Origin of the sequence: Clostridium sp. AM54-37XD (genome assembly GCF_003478225.1) — a bacterium.
In the GTDB taxonomy this organism is placed as follows: Bacteria; Bacillota; Clostridia; order Lachnospirales; family Lachnospiraceae; genus Coprococcus; species Coprococcus ammoniilyticus.
The window spans coordinates 59,824-77,322 of the sequence record NZ_QUEV01000004.1 but is presented as its reverse complement, the minus strand read 5'-3'; the positions used below and the strand labels follow the sequence as shown (position 1 = coordinate 77,322).

General features: G+C 40.9%; 15 protein-coding genes and 1 pseudogene. 14 read left to right on the top strand and 2 right to left on the bottom strand.

Annotation, left to right across the window (positions count from 1 at the left end; all coding sequences use genetic code 11):
- The 3 genes and pseudogenes from DXA07_RS04905 to DXA07_RS04900 all read left to right on the top strand — a co-directional run bounded on the left by DXA07_RS04905 (position 1) and on the right by DXA07_RS04900 (position 1,644).
- Positions 1–522: pseudogene (locus tag DXA07_RS04905) on the top strand (HAD hydrolase-like protein).
- Positions 465–647 carry an HAD hydrolase-like protein gene (locus DXA07_RS13965; RefSeq protein WP_348980747.1) on the top strand — a complete coding sequence of 61 codons (183 nt, stop codon included), beginning with the start codon at positions 465–467 and terminating at the stop codon, positions 645–647. The pseudogene DXA07_RS04905 and the gene DXA07_RS13965 overlap by 58 nt, the downstream one beginning before the upstream one ends.
- 118 nt (positions 648–765) lie before the next feature.
- Positions 766–1,644: a TIGR01212 family radical SAM protein gene (locus DXA07_RS04900; protein ID WP_021943763.1), complete on the top strand. Its 879-nt coding sequence runs from the start codon at positions 766–768 to the stop codon at positions 1,642–1,644.
- Positions 1,645–1,677: 33 nt separating this feature from the next.
- Here the strand turns inward: DXA07_RS04900 and DXA07_RS04895 are convergent, their stop codons facing one another.
- Positions 1,678–2,070, bottom strand: a complete 393-nt coding sequence (locus DXA07_RS04895; protein ID WP_021943764.1) for a helix-turn-helix transcriptional regulator — start codon at positions 2,068–2,070, stop codon at positions 1,678–1,680.
- A 1-nt stretch (position 2,071) separates the two neighbouring features.
- Entirely contained in the window at positions 2,072–2,488 is a 417-nt protein-coding gene (locus DXA07_RS04890) for a helix-turn-helix transcriptional regulator (RefSeq protein ID WP_117822695.1), read from the bottom strand.
- A gap of 180 nt (positions 2,489–2,668) precedes the next feature.
- Between DXA07_RS04890 and thyA the strand changes: the two genes are divergently transcribed.
- The 11 genes from thyA to DXA07_RS04835 all read left to right on the top strand — a co-directional run bounded on the left by thyA (position 2,669) and on the right by DXA07_RS04835 (position 17,373).
- Complete coding sequence (gene thyA, locus DXA07_RS04885; RefSeq protein WP_118483666.1) at positions 2,669–3,499, top strand: thymidylate synthase; 831 nt, start codon at positions 2,669–2,671, stop codon at positions 3,497–3,499.
- A gap of 131 nt (positions 3,500–3,630) precedes the next feature.
- Positions 3,631–4,740, top strand: a complete 1,110-nt coding sequence (locus DXA07_RS04880; RefSeq protein ID WP_117807637.1) for a heavy metal-binding domain-containing protein — start codon at positions 3,631–3,633, stop codon at positions 4,738–4,740.
- A 44-nt stretch (positions 4,741–4,784) separates the two neighbouring features.
- The gene (locus tag DXA07_RS04875; protein WP_243013758.1) at positions 4,785–5,765 is read left to right on the top strand and encodes a rhomboid family intramembrane serine protease; all 981 of its coding nucleotides are present in this window, start codon (positions 4,785–4,787) and stop codon (positions 5,763–5,765) included.
- 41 nt (positions 5,766–5,806) lie between these two features.
- Positions 5,807–7,345, top strand: a complete 1,539-nt coding sequence (locus DXA07_RS04870; RefSeq protein ID WP_118483663.1) for a hypothetical protein — start codon at positions 5,807–5,809, stop codon at positions 7,343–7,345.
- A gap of 83 nt (positions 7,346–7,428) precedes the next feature.
- The gene (locus DXA07_RS04865) at positions 7,429–8,313 is read left to right on the top strand and encodes a hypothetical protein (protein ID WP_118483661.1); all 885 of its coding nucleotides are present in this window, start codon (positions 7,429–7,431) and stop codon (positions 8,311–8,313) included.
- A gap of 57 nt (positions 8,314–8,370) precedes the next feature.
- Positions 8,371–8,952 carry a hypothetical protein gene (locus tag DXA07_RS04860; protein ID WP_118483659.1) on the top strand — a complete coding sequence of 194 codons (582 nt, stop codon included), beginning with the start codon at positions 8,371–8,373 and terminating at the stop codon, positions 8,950–8,952.
- Positions 8,953–8,966: 14 nt separating this feature from the next.
- Positions 8,967–11,906, top strand: coding sequence for a hypothetical protein (locus DXA07_RS04855; protein WP_118483657.1), 2,940 nt, complete (start codon positions 8,967–8,969; stop codon positions 11,904–11,906).
- A gap of 186 nt (positions 11,907–12,092) precedes the next feature.
- Positions 12,093–13,079: a rod shape-determining protein gene (locus DXA07_RS04850; protein WP_021943771.1), complete on the top strand. Its 987-nt coding sequence runs from the start codon at positions 12,093–12,095 to the stop codon at positions 13,077–13,079.
- 17 nt (positions 13,080–13,096) lie between these two features.
- Positions 13,097–15,130, top strand: a complete 2,034-nt coding sequence (locus tag DXA07_RS04845; protein WP_118483655.1) for a YgiQ family radical SAM protein — start codon at positions 13,097–13,099, stop codon at positions 15,128–15,130.
- Between the two features lie 217 nt (positions 15,131–15,347).
- Positions 15,348–16,532 carry an acetyl-CoA C-acetyltransferase gene (locus tag DXA07_RS04840; RefSeq protein ID WP_008400709.1) on the top strand — a complete coding sequence of 395 codons (1,185 nt, stop codon included), beginning with the start codon at positions 15,348–15,350 and terminating at the stop codon, positions 16,530–16,532.
- A gap of 49 nt (positions 16,533–16,581) precedes the next feature.
- Positions 16,582–17,373, top strand: a complete 792-nt coding sequence (locus DXA07_RS04835; RefSeq protein WP_008400710.1) for an enoyl-CoA hydratase-related protein — start codon at positions 16,582–16,584, stop codon at positions 17,371–17,373.
- Positions 17,374–17,499: the final 126 nt, after the last annotated feature.

Sequence of the window (17,499 nt, the reverse complement as noted above, 5' to 3'; positions counted from 1 at the left end):
ATGAAGAAATATCAGGCAGTTATATTTGATTTGGATGGAACACTTTTAAATACATTAGAGGATCTGGCGGACAGTACAAATTATGCACTTCGTCAGATGAATTACCCGGAACGGACAATCGATGAGGTCCGCCGTTTTGTAGGAAATGGTGTAGAAAAGCTGATGGAGCGTGCAGTTCCGACGGGAACTTCAGAAGATGATACATTAAAAGCACTTGCGATATTCAAGAAACATTATTCAAAGAATATGTTGAATAAGACAGGTCCTTACGAGGGAGTTATCGATGTGCTTAAGGTGTTAAAAGAAAAAGGAATACCGGCAGGGATCGTATCGAACAAATTTGATGCTGCAGTAAAGGGACTGCGGGATCAGTTTTTTGGAGAGTATATTTATACTGCAATTGGGGAGTCTGCAAATGTAGCAAAGAAACCGGCACCGGACACTGCATCGAAGCAATGAAGGAAATGCAGATTGGACGGGAAGGCACAGTCTATGTTGGAGATTCAGATGTGGATATCATGACCGCAAAGAACAGCGGACTGGAATGTATCTCTGTTACCTGGGGCTTTCGTGATGAAGAATTCCTGTTAGAACATGGTGCTACCCAGATCATCCATAAGCCGGAGAAGCTGCTCGAATTTTTTTAAACGGTAGAGCTGCTGCCTGACTGATAAGGAAGTTGGATGGGCTTATGAATCGGTTTGATATGAAAGATATGCACTATGCAGATGTACATGGTGGATCAATGTATAAGGAATATGTAAGATGAATATATATACTGCGAATCAATATATAAAGGATACCTTCGGGGAGAAATTATACAAGCTGTCATTAAATGCCGGAACCACCTGCCCGAACCGGGATGGAACGGCAGGAATTGGCGGTTGTATTTTTTGCAGTAGTCTAGGATCGGGTGATTTCAGTCCAAAAGCGGATATGGACATAGATCGACAGATTGAACAGGCAAAACAGCTGGTTGCTTCGAAGTTCAAAGGTAAACATTATATTGCATATTTTCAGTCATTTACGAATACATATGGTGATATCGACCGTTTGCGGGATATTTATAGAAAGGCAGCGATGCGGTCAGACATTGCGGTTATTTCAATTGCAACCAGACCGGATTGCCTGGGAAATCAGGTGATCGATATGCTGCGTGATATACAGAGGATTAAGCCGGTGTGGGTAGAACTCGGACTTCAGACGATACATGAGGAAACGGCAAAGTTTATCAATCGCGGATATCCCATTTCGGTATATGACGAGGCGGTAAAAAAACTCAGGGATCTTGGTGTACATGTGATCGTACATATGATACTGGGACTTCCGGGAGAGACGCAGAGAGATATGATCGAAACAGCAGAGTATATAGGAAAGAGCGGTGCACAGGGCATAAAGCTGCAACTGCTTCATGTCCTTAAAGGAACCAACCTTGCTGAATTGTATCAGAATGGAGAATGTTCTGTTTTATCGCTGGAAGATTATACAGAATGTGTTGTTTCGTGTCTGAAGGTACTGCCGCCGGATATGGTGATCCACCGTCTGACCGGAGACGGACCAAAGAAACTATTGATCGCACCGCTTTGGAGCGCAGATAAGAAAAAAGTAATGAATACGATAAATGCAGCAGTCAGGCAGGCATAGCCCGGGAAACTGATTGCTGCATTTTTGTTGCTTCTATATCTGCTGATTGCAGATAGATGCTGCTTCTAAAAAAGTAGAAGCAGCATGTTTGTAGACATCGGAAAGGGAGTTATATCGTTCAAACAATTCAAAAAAGTCCCAGGAAAAGGTGTGCCCGTAGGTAAACAGACGGAACAATTCTTCGTTTTTTAGATTTTCGAAAGAAGCAAGATCAATGCAGACGAGAAAGATCAGAAATTCAATATTGATATGATAGTATACGGCTGTGCGGAAGATCAGCCGGATATCCGGATAACTGCGGCCATGTTCATAATTGGAATAGGAGGAGGGTGTGAGTTTCAGATGCTTTGCTGCTTCCTGAATGGTAAGATGGTTTCCGGTTCTGAGTGCGGTAAGAGCACTTCCTATATTTGTTTTCGTTGTCATATTAGAAGTTCCTTTCATTTGTAGTTTTACTGTCTGAAATACGCAGATCTATATAAGTGTCGATCAGCTTTTGATCGATGGATGGCAGACAGGCGATTTTTGCAGATCGTTCATTGCTCTGTGCATCTGTGGGCAGAGCCGGAACGGCAAGGTATGGATTTTCTTCATAAACTGCTTCCGGCATTGCACCGGCCGGAGCATTCTGGACAGCCAGAGTATAGGCAAACAGAAAGTCGTGCTCTAATATCCGGGACAATTCCATGATATGCTGCATGCCGGGGATGATCCTTCCGGTTTCGTAACTGGCATAGCTGGCACGGGATACAGACAACTGTTTTGCGACCTGTTCCTGAGTCAGATGTTTCTTCTTGCGGAAATACTTTAATAAGTCAGGAAGTGGATTGTTTTCTTTTTTCATATTGGATTCCTTTCATTTGTTTTTTTCAATCATAACAGAAAAGGTGGCTGCAGGAGCGTTGATGTAATAACTTGTATGGTTTGATGTAATAACTTGCATGTTTCGGGATAAAAAGTTGCGTTTTTAATATTGATACGGTACAATTACAAAAGTTCAGAAGATAAAAATGGAGGTATAAAAATGAGCCGTGCAGATGATATATTTATTTCAATGTGCCGTTCGATCATAGAGAACGGATACAGTACAGAAGGGGAAAAGGTTCGTCCAAAATGGGAGGATGGAACCAGTGCCTATACGATCAAACAGTTTGGTGTTGTGAACCGGTATGATCTTTCAAAAGAATTTCCGGCGATCACACTTCGCAAGACGTATGTGAAATCTGCTATTGATGAACTGCTCTGGATCTGGCAGAAAAAATCAAATAATATCCATGATCTGAAGAGCCATATCTGGGATAGCTGGGCAGATGAAGATGGCTCGATCGGAAAAGCATATGGTTATCAGATGAGAGTAAAACATCAGTATAAAGAGGGTATGATGGATCAGGTGGATCGTCTGATCTATGACCTGAAACATAATCCATATAGCAGACGTATGATAACCAATATGTATGTGCATCAGGATCTTCACGAAATGAATCTGTATCCATGTGCATACAGTATGACCTTTAATGTGACCGGAGACCGCCTGAATGCTATATTGAATCAGCGTTCACAGGACGTACTTGCAGCAAATAACTGGAATGTGGTCCAGTATGCAGTGCTGGTTCATATGATCGCGCAGGTGACAGGCTTCAAACCGGGTGAACTGGTTCATGTGATCGCAGACGCACATATTTATGACCGCCATATTCCGATCGTGAAGGAACTGATCGAGAGAGAAACCTATCCTGCACCGAAATTTAAAATGAATCCGGATGTAAAGGATTTTTATGAGTTCACAGTAGATGATTTTACAATCGAAGATTATAAGACCGGACCTCAGGTGAAAAATATTCCAATCGCGATTTAACGGATATTTGTAGTTATTTGAATAAAATTACTAAAAAAAGATGGTATTTTAAGATAAAATTCACAAAAAGTATTTGTCTATTCTAAAAACTTGTGGTACAATTTTCATATATTTTTGGAGGTGCGTTACACATGGAAGATATTATGATTACATCTGGCACAAGTTTTGAAGGATATGAGATCTCAGAATATGGTCCATATAGATTTGTGCAGACAATTTTAAGTTCAAACTTTCTGAAGGAGATTGGTTCATCAATTGCAGATATTGCTACAGATCGAAGCAGCATATATCAGGAGAAGCTGGATGGAGCAATGAATGAAGCAATCAAGTCATTCAAGGAGATGGCTGGCAAGACCAAGTACAATGCAGTTGTAGGTTTCCATACAAATGTAGTAGATTACTCATCTAATATTACATCTGTTGTTGCTGCGGGTACATTGGTTTCTATCAAGAAAGAATATCAGTCCGAATTTGAGAAGAGTGTATTTGTCAGAAAAGAGTTATATGTTAATAACTATTATGACAAGCTTGTTCCAAGAGCTGTAAAGATCGTTCTTGCTTCAGAAGGAAAAGGAACCAGAATATCAGCATGGTTTAATAATTACAATATGGAAGATATCAAAGCAATCAAGGCAGATATTAAATTTACAAATATTTATGGTGATGAGATCACATTGACCGGAGTTGATTTCGTATTTGATAAAACAGGTCAGTCGCTTCTGAAGTCTGATTATATTGAATGTAAGCTTCCGGATAAGTACATAAAGATCATTTCAAGCTCAAAGGTATATATCCAGAAGTATGTAACTTCCCGTGGAGTATATTCCTGCGGAGATGATCCGATCGATGTGGATCTCAGTCCATTAAAGTTCAAAGCCCTTAAGATGAAAAAAGGTCTGGATGCGGTATGTAACTATAAGTCAGACGGACTGGTATGGACCTGTAACTGTGGTCATGTAAATGAGGGCGGAGCAGAAGAATGTGTGATCTGTTCCAGAAAACAGGATGAGATGAAGAACACGGTTTCCTTTAATTATGAGCCTATGATCGAGGAAATGCGTCAGAAAGAATATGTTATGGAGATCAAGGATGTTCTTATGAAGCACATTAAGGACATTGATTCCGGCCTTCGTATGCAGTTGTTGGAAATCATGGAGTCCGGTCTTCAGTATGAGAAGACCCGTGGCAATATGAAGGATACGGTTATTGAAAAGGTAGAGAATCTGTTCCTTGGATTATAAAAATGCAGCAATATGTTCTACAGATAATTGAGCATCTGGAAGAAATGGGATATAAAAAACTGAATCCTGAAAGCAATAACGTATATGGCAGACTGGGAACAGATGCCATATATGTTGTTGTGCTTGGAAGCAGCAGAGATCTGAGGGCAGAAAGCTTACAAAAGTTTAACAGACAGATCATACATGACTTGTCTGCAGACAGTGATAAAAGGATCAAACTGCTTAATATATTACTGACACCGAATGGATTGTTTGATGATTCTGTAAATGAGATTGTTTCAAAGATGAGCAATGTCTGGCTGTTCAGTGAAGACTATGGCAAACTGTATGTGTTTGAAAATCAGCCAATGGATTTTGATGGCTTGCAGCCGGTGCTTGACAAACAGATCCTGCAGGAAAAGGGCAGGAATCTTTCAAGGATCCGTAAAACGTTTGGTGTAATAACACCGATATTGATATTAATCAATGTTATTATTTTTGTGATATCTGTATATACAAGAGATGCAGCGGGAAATTCTTGGCTGGAGGAATTGCTTGCGGATAATTTGTATGACGTAATCGTAGAAAAGCAATATTATCGAATCATAACATCCATATTTTATCATTTTTCTCTGATTCATCTATTCAGCAACATGGTTGTTCTGGTTGCGCTGGGAGCGAGAGTTGAGAATCTGATGGGACGGATTGGCTTTCTGATTTCATATTTGTTTTGCGGGATCACCGCTTCAATTTGTTCGTTGATCAGCTGTTATCTGGGAAATTATTATACATATGCAGGTGGCGCATCCGGGGCAATCTGTGGATTGATGGGAGTGCTGATCGTATTTGCATTTTTTAATAAAGGACATATTTCAGGAATTTCGTTAAAAGATCTTTTGTTTTTATCCGTGCTCACAATATTAAATGGATATGTTTCAGATGGAATTGATAATGCAGCGCATGTAGGCGGCCTTATCGCTGGACTTTTAGTTGGTATAATTGCGATCCTGATCCATAAGGCTGTTGTAAAAGATAAACCTATGTGATAAAATTAAGAGATGAAAAAAATTGTTAGGAGTATGGTTTGATGGGTACTGGAATAAGTATGTCAAGTGTGAATAAAATTAAAGAACTGGCTGAAAGCAGAGACTATAGTCTTGCTTTGGATATACTTGAACATCAGGATTTGACCAAGTCCCTTTCGCCACAGTTTATTAAGATCTGTGGTGAAGTTTATTATGAAAACGGGCGGTATCAGGAAGCCCGTGCTGCTCTTGTAAAAGCACATTCTATGGCACCTGTAGGGAATAAGATCATATATTCTCTGATCCGGGTATATTTATCCATGGGCTTTTATTCACTGGCAAATACCTATTATGAAATATATAAATTTAATCAGAATGAAAAAGATGCGGGTACATACAGGATCGAATATATGCTTGCGAAAGCAGAAAGAAAACCATACAAGGAATTGTATGGTATTCTGATATCGGCAAATGAAAAAGAAACAAGTGATATCTGGGATTTTGAGATGCTTTTATTGTATAAAGCAATGGGAAATGAAGAAAAATTCCAGTCGGAAGCCGAGATGTTCTGTGCAACTTATAAAGGTTCATCTTATATTGACAAGGTGAATCAGTTAAGAGAGAAATTATATGATGTTGATAAAGCCATCTATTGTTATCCTGAAACGGAAGCAATGGATGACGATATCGCGCAGCAGGATGTCCGTCTGATGGAAGAGAAAGTATTAGAAGCAGATGATTTGAGAATCCATCCGAAAGATCCAAAGATCACATTGATGGTTGAGGATCGGGAACCAGTTACGAATTCTATGAAGTTTAAACAGATGCTTCTGAAGTCGAAAGAAAAGAAAGAATCCAAGAAGTTACAGAAACAGGAAAAAAAAGCAGAACAGCAGAAAGAACAGACAGATCAGGAAGTATTGGATACTCCGGAGAATTCTGATCAGGAAGAGAATACCGGAAAGAAAAAGTGGTTCCTTAAGAACCGGATGTCTAAGAAAGAAGAAGAGGCAATTGAGGAAGCATTTGCGGAGCAGGAGAACTCAGAAGTAGACCGTGATCAGCTTCTTGGCGAGATTGTAAATCCGGAATCTGATGAAACTGTCGCTGAGAATGGCATGGAAGCTGAAGCAGAACCGGTTGCTGATCCTACAGGGGATGAGAAGAAGCCGAGAAGTCTGGATGAATTATCAGAGGATTCATTTGAAGATGGCGTTGACGATTTTGATTTTGATAACGAAGAATATGATTCTGTATTGATGGTAGATGTGGATGATGCAATCATGCCGGAACCATCGAATGAACATACAGAAGAGATTCTCGAAGAAGCTCCGGAAGAGATTATATCTGAAGATATAACTGACGCTTCAGATGTTGAGAAACCTGAGAATGTTGAATCGGAAGAACCTGAAAAATCTGAAACCGATGAGCAACAGATTGAGAAGAAATCAGAATATACGGAATCTGTTGAAGATCATGAGATTACTGAGGCGGAGACAGAAGATGCTAAAGAACCTGAGACATCAGAATCGAATGAAGAAGATGCCGATAGTGCTGAGACGCCAGGGCGGCCGGGGAAGATGATGATTCTGTTGTTATAGAGGAAGTAGAAGAAACTGAGAAATCTGAGCTTGAAGAAACAGCAGAAACCGCTGAGCCTGCAGAAGATGCTGAAAAGGCAGAGATGCTGGAGGAAAATCAGGAACTGGAGTTAGAATCAACGGATACAATGGAGAAAACAACTTCTGATGATCCGTTTGATATAGATATAGCGATTCAGTCGCTTGATGAATATACATTTGACGCAGATACCTGGGAAGATGATTCATTTGAACAGGCATATGAGGATGATGATATTGTGGAGATCGAAGCAGCAACTGGATCTGACACAAAAGTGGAAGCCGAAACAGAGAATGAAGCTGAAGAGGAAGTAGAAATCGAGCCGGAAGTGGAGGTTAGGGCTGATTCCGATCCTGGATCAGAATTAGAAGTCGAAGCTGAGGCTGATTCTGAGAAAGAATCTGAGAGTAAGACGGAAGCTGAGAAGGATGTTGAAATAGATTCTGAAGCTGTGGTTGAAATGGATTTAGAGGCCGAGGTCAATCCGGAATCTGAAACGGAACAAGAACCAGAATACGGGATTGAATCGGAAAAAACGGCACATAGACGGGACTTCCCGATATTTCGTTCAAGTCTGTTTCCGGATTATAACAGCGACAAACCTCCAGTTGTAGAGTTGATGAAAGAAACGGTTGATATGAAGGCTGAATATGACAGAAAAATGTCAGATAATCTGGAAAAAGAAGAACAGCTTATTAATCAGGCAGATGAATTACTGGCAAGACTTGGTATAGAGCTTGGAACCAAATATGCATCAAATACAGACTACTTCAATATGCATAGTGATAGCTTTGTTAACCTGATTGAAGATGAAACAGACGTCGAAAACGCGGATCTGTCATCTGATGAGAAGGTGATATCGGAACAAGAAGATAACAGAAAAGAACAGCTTGAGCACCTAGATAAAAAACAGGAGAAGAAATACAAGCTTAAGAGGAATGACAAATAATTAGATTAATATATAAATATTATTTTTTATTTGATAATGTGGAAGGAGGCGTACAAATTGGCTGTAGATCAAACAGAAGCTATGATTGCTGCGATAAAGGCACAGCTTGAAAAAGAAAGAGCCGCTGAAGCTGCAAAGCAGAAGAGACTGGAAGAAGAGCAGGCACTGAAAAATCTGAGCAGTAATAAAAAGAAGTCTTCAGATAGTGGAAGCAAGAGCCAATATAAGACTTTGTCTGCTGAAGAACTTGCGCGTATTGAGGAGAAGAAACGACGTAAGAGAGAAGAAGCATTGGGTATTGTTCATGAGGATAAGCCTGAAGAGACAGAGAACAACGAAGCAGAAACTAATAAGCCAGATACAAATAAAGAGGCAGAGGGTGAAGCAAAAGAAGCAAAGACAGAGGATAAGAATGACAAGCAGGAAATGCCGAAGATCAGTCTTAACCTTGGTGGTATTGCCGATGAAGGCCTTGGCGGACTTGGCGGCGGTTTAGGAAGCGGACTGGGAGAAGGTCTCGGTGGCGGACTTGGCAGCGGTTTAGGAAGCGGACTTGGTGGCGGACTTGGCAGTGTACCTTCAGAAGGCGGATTGTCCGGAAAAACAGAGGACGCAGGCAGTGGCTTGGCGCTTCATTAAATATTAAAGGTAAGGTGGATGATTCCCTTTCACCTAGTAAAGTTGGTGAAGCAGAGAAACAGACACTTACAGATGATTCTGTACGTTTTGATGAGGATGATATGTCTTCTGTTGCTGCAGATGATGCAGAATGGACACCAGGAAAGAATGTTGAGGTAAAAGAAGTAAAGACACCAAAGGGTAATGATAAAAATGGTGACTTGTTCAGTATTTTACCTGACAGAAACAAAAACGCATCTGATGTTTCGTCCATGTATGATATAGATGATGATGATGATGATTTCCTTGGTGCCGGCATTGAGAATCTGTCAAATATAGATGAGACAAGTGAAGAAGAAGCAGCACGGATCAAGGCAGAAGAGGAAGCTAGGAAGAAAGCAGAAGAGGAAGCTAAGAAGAAAGCAGAAGAGGAAGCTAAGAAGAAAGCAGAGGAAGAAGCCAAGCGTAAAGCTGCAGAAGAAGAAAACCGTAAGAAAGTAGAGGAAGCCCGCAAGAAAGCTGCTGTAGAAAAAGCAAGGATCGAGGCTGAAACAAAGAAGAAGCAGGCAATCGAACTGGCTGAACGGAAAGCACAGGATGCAAAGAATGTTGTTGAGACCGCTCAGAAGACCATTGCAGATTCAGAGAAAGAAGAAAAAGAATTAAAACTTCAACTGGAAGAATGTGCAAAGAAGAAGGCTGCTTATGATGACAAGGTAAAGGCTGAATTTGATGCAAAGAAGAAGGCAGATGAAGAACTCCTTGCAAAAGAAGATGCAGAGCTGGATTCAAAGGTAACTTCGATCAAGAAAGAGATTGAGGATACAAACAAAAAGGCACAGAATGAGTCTGATAAGGTATTAAAGGAATGCGATCCTGAAACCATTAAGACAAAGATCATCAATGATGCGCAGGCTGTTGCAGATGCAGCGATCAAGAAGCTGGCAGATGCAAAGAAGGCAAATATCGAGAAGCATGAAGCTGAATATGCGAAAGCATGTAAAGATGCTGAAACATCATCAACCAAGCTTGAGGAAGATAAGAAGAAAGCAATTGAAGCTGCTAAGGAGAAGAAAGAAAAGCAGAATGACAAAGCTAAGAAGCTGATGGATGATGCAGAACAGAACAAGCAGCGTGCTGGCGTTATCTTTACTGATTCAAAGAAAGCAGAAGAAGAGGCAGCATCGAATCTTAAGAATACAACTGAGATGGAATCTGAGTCATTGAAGGCGCTTGCGGGACTTGAAAATAAACTTGCTGAAAGTGAGACCAAGTTAAAGACTGCAATGAACAATAATGATTCCGCAGCAAAAGCAATAGATACAGCAAAGAAAGCTTTAAAGGATGCAGAAGCAAAAGAAGCAGAAGCATTAAAGAAACTGGAGGAGGCAAGATCTGCAAAGGCAGCGGCTGAAGCCAGAATTTCCAAGGGCGAGGCTGATAAGAAGAAGCATCAGTCTGAAATTGATACGCTTAATGAAGAGAAGAAGACTACAAATGCAGATATTGCAGAAACAAAGAAAAATGTAGAATCCTTCAAGGCTGCAAAGGCAGAGGCACAACAGGCTTTGGATGCTGCAAAGAAGTCGGTAGTTGAAGCGGAAGATCTGCTTTCAAAGGCTGAAAATGCAGAGGAAGAAGCTGAACAGATTCTGGAAAAGGCTAAGATCGAAGAAGAAGTTGAGATCCAGAATGCCGAAAAGACTGCAGCAGATGGTAAAGATAATCTGGAAAAAGAAAAGAAAGCCAGAGATGATGCGCATGAGAAATTCCTTGCAGATGAGGAAGAAAAATATGCAACAGGAGAGGCTGCAGAACTTGAAAAGGTTCAGTCTGCTGCAATGACAGCAGAAAAAGAAGCTGCTGATTCCCGGAAGAAGGCAGAAGAAGCTGCAAAGAAGTTGCTGGATGTTGCAAAGAAGAAAGAAGAAGAATTAAAGAAGAAGATTGCGGATCTTAAGACGGAACAGGCAGAACGTATTGTAGCTAGAAAAGCTGCAGATGAAGAAGCAGTTAAGAAAGCAGAAGAAAAGAAGAAACATGATCTTGATTCTCTGTTAAAAGAAGAAATCAGTACAAAGAAGCAGTTAGAAGAAGTTACAAGCAGAGCTGCAGCGGCAGCAAAAGTGCTTGAAAAAGCAGTTAAGAAGGAAGAGGAAGCAAGAAAACAGGCGGAACTCTTGAAAGCCGGAAAACTGGATGAAGCTGCAAAGATTGATGTTTCATTAGAAGCAACAGATGAAGCTGCTGTAGAAGCAGAACAGAGTGAGATCAATCAGGAAATGAAGAAAGCATTACCTGCAGAAGCAAAATATCTGTATAAATATCTGTGTGTAAATCCTGCGGGAGCACAGATTGTAAATGTTCTTCAGACTATGAAGGTTGATCCAAAGAGGTCAAAGAACCTGGTAATCCTTGGATTACATGGATTTGGTTCTGCCAAAATCGGAGAAGATTTTGCAGAGTGCTATTATGACCTTGGCTTCTGTACATCTCCTGCAAAGGCAAAAGTAAAGGCAAAAGTAATCAACAGTGGTAAACTTGCAGGTGCAGTTACAAAACTGAAGGGTGGCTGTCTGATCGTTGAAAGTGCCGGATTGATCACACCGGAGCGTTTCAAAGAAATGGTTGATCTTTGTTCCACAGAAAAGAATGATGTAAAAGTTATTCTTACCGGCGAAAAAGTTGCACTCAGCAAGATGCTTGCAGATAATATGACACAGGCGAGAAGTTTCAATAACAGAGTATATTTCGATCAGATCAAGGAAGAAAATATGATCGTCATTGCCAAAGAATATATCATTGAAAAAGGTTATAAGTATGAAGATGGTATTGATGGCAATATTAAAAATGTACTTATGGCAATGGAATCTGGTAATATTGACAGATTATTGACAGCTATCGATGAAGCAATCGAACGTGCAGATGCAAGAAATGCAGAAGCAAAGAAAGTTATGAAGACGGATATAAAATAAGAAAGAAAAATAGCAGTCGTATGATTGTATTTTCCAGCTTATATTTTGGTTGAAAAAAATGGTGCCAATGTTTATAATATTTATTATTGTAAACTTGGCACTTTTTTGTGCGGCGATGAGGCAAGATTTGTATTTAAAGTAGATTTTGACAACTGCCGGGATAACTTTAAGGAGATATAAGATAGTATGGATATTGGAGTAGATTTGGGAACCTCAAATGTGCTGGTATATGTTAAAGGTCGTGGAGTAGTCATCAACCAGCCATCTGTTGTAGCATATGAAAAAAACTCAAAGCGCATTATTGCGATTGGAAATAAAGCGAAGAAGATGATCGGAAAGACACCGGAGTCAATCGAGGTCGTAAGACCGCTTGTAAAGGGAGTTGTTTCAGATTATACTGTTACAGAGCGAATGTTAAAAGTATTTATCCGTAGCGCGATGGAGAAACGGACCGGAGTTGGCAGACCGAAAATCTGTGTCTGCGTTCCGAGTGGGGTAACGGAGGTTGAACGAAGAGCGGTCGAGGATGCGGTCTACAGGACGGGTGCAAAAAGTGTCTATGTTATGGAAGAGCCGCTTGCGGCAGCAATCGGTGCTGCTGTTGATATTGAAGAAGCGAAAGGAAATATGGTCGTAGATATCGGAGGAGGTACAACGGATATTGCGGTTATATCACTTGGTGGAGCAGTTGAAAGTCAGTCGATCAAAGCAGCGGGTGATGATTACAATGCATCGATGATCCGTTATATCAGAAGAAAGTATAATCTTCTGATCGGAGAACAGACTGCGGAGAAAGCAAAGATAGCGGTAGGATCGGTTTATGAGAGGCCGGAGGACATCACCTATGTTGTAAAGGGAAGAGATCTGATCAAGGGACTTCCAAAGGCGATCACGATCACCGCAAATGAGACAATAGAAGCATTTGCAGATACAACTTCTCATATTTTGACGGCAATTCACGGGGTACTTGAGACGGCTCCGCCGGAGCTGGTCGCGGATATATCGGTAAATGGAATTGTTCTGACCGGTGGTGGCAGCTTGATGTATGGAATGGATAAGCTGATCAAGGAAAAAACGGGAATTGATACGTATGTTTCTGATAAAGCGTTAGAAGCAGTTGCACTTGGCGCCGGTATGTCGGTTGATATTGCAGCAAGAAAAGAAGAAGCATAGAAAGCAGAGAAAAGAAAATGACAAATACACATAATTTTCTGCCGGTGAATAAAAAAGATATGATAGAAAGAGGATGGGAACAGCCGGACTTCGTGTTTATTACCGGAGACGCTTATGTGGACCATCCTTCTTTTGGTCCGGCAATTATCAGCAGAGTTTTGGAAGCACATGGATATAAGATCTGTATGATTCCACAGCCGGATTGGAAAGATGATAAGAGTATAGATGTATTCGGCAGACCAAGACTTGGTTTTCTGGTTTCCGGTGGCAATATGGATTCTATGGTCAATCATTATACTGTTTCAAAAAAACACAGAAGTATGGATTCCTATTCTCCCGGTGGAAAGATGGGGCTGAGACCGGATTATGCAACAGTGGTATATTGCAATCTGATCCGTAGAACGTATAAGGATGTTCCGATCATTATTGGTGGGATTGAAGCAAGTCTCAGAAGACTTGCACACTATGATTACTGGTCAAATAAATTAAAGCATTCAATTCTGATCGATTCACAGGCAGATCTGCTTTCCTATGGCATGGGCGAACACAGCATGGTTGAGATTGCAGATGCGTTAGACAGCGGAATAGATGTCAGGGATATCACATTTATCAGAGGAACAGTCTACAAGACAAAGGATTTGTCCTGTGTAGAAGCTCCGGTGATCCTGCCTGATTATGCAGCACTTCAGGAAGACCGTTTAAAATATGCAGAAAGCTTTTATACACAGTATATCAATACAGATCCATATTCCGGAAAAGTGCTGGTGGAAGGATATGGCAACCGGGGATATGTTGTTCAGAATCCTGCGGCATATCCGCTCACGCAGATGGAGATGGATGACGTATATGGGTATGATTACATGAACACCTATCATCCAATGCATGAAAAGGATGGGGGAATTCCGGCTATAGCAGAGGTGAAGTTCAGTCTGGCAAGCAACCGTGGATGCTTTGGCGGATGCAGCTTCTGTGCACTAACTTTTCATCAGGGCAGGATTGTTCAGACCAGAAGCCATGAATCAATCATTGAAGAAGCAAAGCACATGACGAAAGATCCGGAGTTTAAAGGATATATTCATGATGTTGGAGGACCTACAGCGAATTTCAGACATCCGTCTTGTGAAAAACAGATGAAATATGGTGTGTGTCAGAATAAACAATGTCTGTTTCCAAAACCATGTCAGAACCTGAATGCCAGTCATAAAGATTATGTTGAGCTGCTCCGTAAATTAAGACAGATACCCGGTGTGAAGAAGGTATTTGTAAGATCCGGTATACGATTTGATTATCTGCTTGCAGATCATGATGATACCTTTTTACGGGAGCTTTGCCAGTATCATGTCAGTGGACAGTTAAGAGTTGCACCGGAGCATATCTCAGATAATGTTCTGAAGTACATGGGAAAACCATCCAATCAGGTATATGAGACATTTATAAAAAAATATGAGAAAATCAATGAACAGTATGGGTTGAAACAATATGCAGTACCGTATCTGATGTCATCACATCCGGGTTCTACTTTAAAAGATGCAGTCGCACTGGCAGAATACATCCGTGATATCGGATATATGCCGGAGCAGGTACAGGACTTTTATCCAACACCATCGACAATCTCGACCTGTATGTATTACACAGGGGTAGACCCGCGAACGATGGAACCGGTATATGTGGCGAGAGATCCACATGAAAAGGCAATGCAGCGTGCACTGATCCAGTACAGAAGACCGGAGAATTATGATCTGGTAAAAGAAGCTCTGATAAAGGCAGGGCGGACAGATCTGATCGGATTCGAAAAGCATTGTCTGATAACTCCAAGAAAGATGGATAGGAATACTTCGGGACATAAAGATGTCCATAAAAAGAATCCGTCAGGACAGGCAACACGGAATCAGAATAACAAGAACAGTAATCATAGAAAACAGGATAAATCCGGTAAAAATTCAGGAAGTTATAAATCCGGGCAGGATAACAGAAACAGCAGAACCGGGAAACCTGCAGGACAAAATGATAAAAAATATCAAAAACAGAAAACAGGAAAGAAAAAACACTGATATTTTATATAAAATTAAGAAAATAACCAGAAATGAAAAAATAATGATTTCTAATGCGTGCATTTCATTTTTGGTTGCGTGGTACTTTCTTTTGTGCTAGAATGTAGCCAGAAAGTGTGCTGTTATGTCAATAATGGTCATTATTGTGCCATTTACAGCATGAATGTACCATGATATAACACTTACATTATAAAAAAATACGGAGGATTTCATTATTATGGCAAAGAAAATTGTATTAGCAGGCGCATGCCGTACAGCTATCGGTACTATGGGCGGATCATTAAGTACAACACCAGCTCCAGTACTTGGTTCAATCGTTATCAAGGAAGCTTTAAACAGAGCAGGAGTTCCTGCAGATCAGGTAGATCATGTATATATGGGTTGTGTAATCCAGGCAGGTCTTGGACAGAATGTTGCACGTCAGGCATCAATCAAAGCTGGTCTTCCAATTGAGACAACTGCTGTTACAGTTAACGTTGTTTGTGGTTCAGGTCTGAACTGTGTAAATATGGCTGCTCAGATGATCGAAGCAGGAGATGCTGATATCGTTGTAGCAGGTGGTATGGAAAACATGTCAATGGCTCCATATGCTGTAATGCAGGGACGTTTCGGATACAGAATGAATGATGGTAAACTTGTAGATACAATGGTACATGATGCTCTTTGGGATGCATTCAATGATTACCATATGATCAAGACTGCTGATAACATCTGTGAGCAGTGGGGACTTACTCGTGAAGAACTTGATGAGTTTGCAGCAAAGAGCCAGCAGAAGGCTGTAGCAGCTCAGGAGTCAGGTGCATTTGACGCAGAGATCGTTCCAGTTATGGTTAAGAAGAAAAAAGAGATGGTTGAGTTCAAGAAGGATGAGGGACCAAGACCTGGTACAACAGTTGAGACACTTTCAAGACTCAGAACTATCAATCCAAATGGTTTCGTAACAGCAGGTAATGCTTCAGGTATCAATGATGGTGCAGCAGCTATCGTTGTTATGAGCGAAGAAAAGGCTAAAGAACTTGGTGTTAAGCCAATGGCTACATGGGTAGCAGGTGCTCTTGGTGGTGTTGATCCATCTATCATGGGTATCGGACCAGTTGCTTCAACAAAGAAGGTAATGGCTAAGACAGGTCTTAAGATCGAAGATTTCGATATCATCGAAGCAAACGAAGCATTTGCAGCTCAGTCAGTTGCAGTAGCTAAGGATCTTGGATTTGATGTTGACAAGCAGGTTAACCCAAATGGTGGTGCAATCGCACTTGGACATCCAGTAGGAGCTTCAGGATGCCGTATCCTTGTTACACTTCTTCATGAGATGCAGGCAAAGGGTGCTAAGACAGGTCTTGCTACACTTTGTATCGGCGGTGGTATGGGCTGCTCAACAGTTGTTAAGATCGAAGACTAATCCGGTCGGCTGAAAAACCATATTACATTTCTATATAAGGAGATAAACGATGGAATTTGTAACATATGAACAGGACGGATTTGTTGGTGTTATCACTATTAATCGTCCAAAGGCATTAAACGCATTAAACAGCACAGTTCTTGAAGAACTGGATGCAACATTCAAAGCTGTTGACCTGAATACAACAAGATGTCTTGTACTTACCGGTGCAGGAGAGAAATCATTTGTAGCAGGTGCAGATATCGGAGAGATGTCAACACTTACAAAGGCTGAAGGCGAAGCTTTCGGTAAAAAGGGTAATGACGTATTCCGAATGATCGAGACATTCCCAATCCCTGTAATCGCAGCCGTAAATGGATTTGCACTTGGTGGTGGATGTGAGATCTCCATGAGCTGTGATATCAGAATCTGTTCTGAGAACGCAGTATTTGGTCAGCCTGAAGTTGGCCTTGGAATCACACCTGGATTTGGTGGAACCCAGAGACTTGCCCGTCTTGTAGGTGCAGGAATGGCAAAGCAGCTGATCTACACAGCAAGAAATATCAAAGCTGATGAAGCATACAGAATCGGTCTTGTAAATGCTGTATATCCATTAGAGGAGTTATTACCGGCAGCTAAGAAGATGGCTTCTATCATCGCAGCAAATGCTCCGATTGCAGTTCGTAACTGTAAGAAAGCAATCAATGATGGATTACAGGTTGATATGGATCAGGCAATCGTTGTAGAAGAGAAATTATTCGGCGATTGCTTCGAGACAGAGGATCAGAAGGCAGGAATGGGCAACTTCCTTGAGAAAGATAAGGAAAAGAAATTAAAGGTTGTTCCTTTCCAGAATAAATAAATCAACAATCTTGATATTGACGTTTAGGGTGGTTATTTTGAAATCGAAATCAACCATCCTAAATGTTTGATATACCAAAGTGAGCATGTCAAACGAAACGTATATGAATTTCTCATGTTTGCTTAA

Coding starts and splice junctions, on each gene's coding strand:
- DXA07_RS04880 (WP_117807637.1), top strand. CDS start 3,631: ATGGAAGATATTATGATTACATCTGGCACAAGTTTTGAAGGATATGAG.
- DXA07_RS04850 (WP_021943771.1), top strand. CDS start 12,093: ATGGATATTGGAGTAGATTTGGGAACCTCAAATGTGCTGGTATATGTT.
- DXA07_RS04895 (WP_021943764.1), bottom strand. CDS start 2,070: ATGACAACGAAAACAAATATAGGAAGTGCTCTTACCGCACTCAGAACC.
- DXA07_RS13965 (WP_348980747.1), top strand. CDS start 465: ATGCAGATTGGACGGGAAGGCACAGTCTATGTTGGAGATTCAGATGTG.
- DXA07_RS04900 (WP_021943763.1), top strand. CDS start 766: ATGAATATATATACTGCGAATCAATATATAAAGGATACCTTCGGGGAG.
- DXA07_RS04845 (WP_118483655.1), top strand. CDS start 13,097: ATGACAAATACACATAATTTTCTGCCGGTGAATAAAAAAGATATGATA.
- DXA07_RS04835 (WP_008400710.1), top strand. CDS start 16,582: ATGGAATTTGTAACATATGAACAGGACGGATTTGTTGGTGTTATCACT.
- DXA07_RS04890 (WP_117822695.1), bottom strand. CDS start 2,488: ATGAAAAAAGAAAACAATCCACTTCCTGACTTATTAAAGTATTTCCGC.
- DXA07_RS04865 (WP_118483661.1), top strand. CDS start 7,429: ATGCTGGAGGAAAATCAGGAACTGGAGTTAGAATCAACGGATACAATG.
- DXA07_RS04840 (WP_008400709.1), top strand. CDS start 15,348: ATGGCAAAGAAAATTGTATTAGCAGGCGCATGCCGTACAGCTATCGGT.
- DXA07_RS04870 (WP_118483663.1), top strand. CDS start 5,807: ATGGGTACTGGAATAAGTATGTCAAGTGTGAATAAAATTAAAGAACTG.
- DXA07_RS04875 (WP_243013758.1), top strand. CDS start 4,785: ATGGGATATAAAAAACTGAATCCTGAAAGCAATAACGTATATGGCAGA.
- thyA (WP_118483666.1), top strand. CDS start 2,669: ATGAGCCGTGCAGATGATATATTTATTTCAATGTGCCGTTCGATCATA.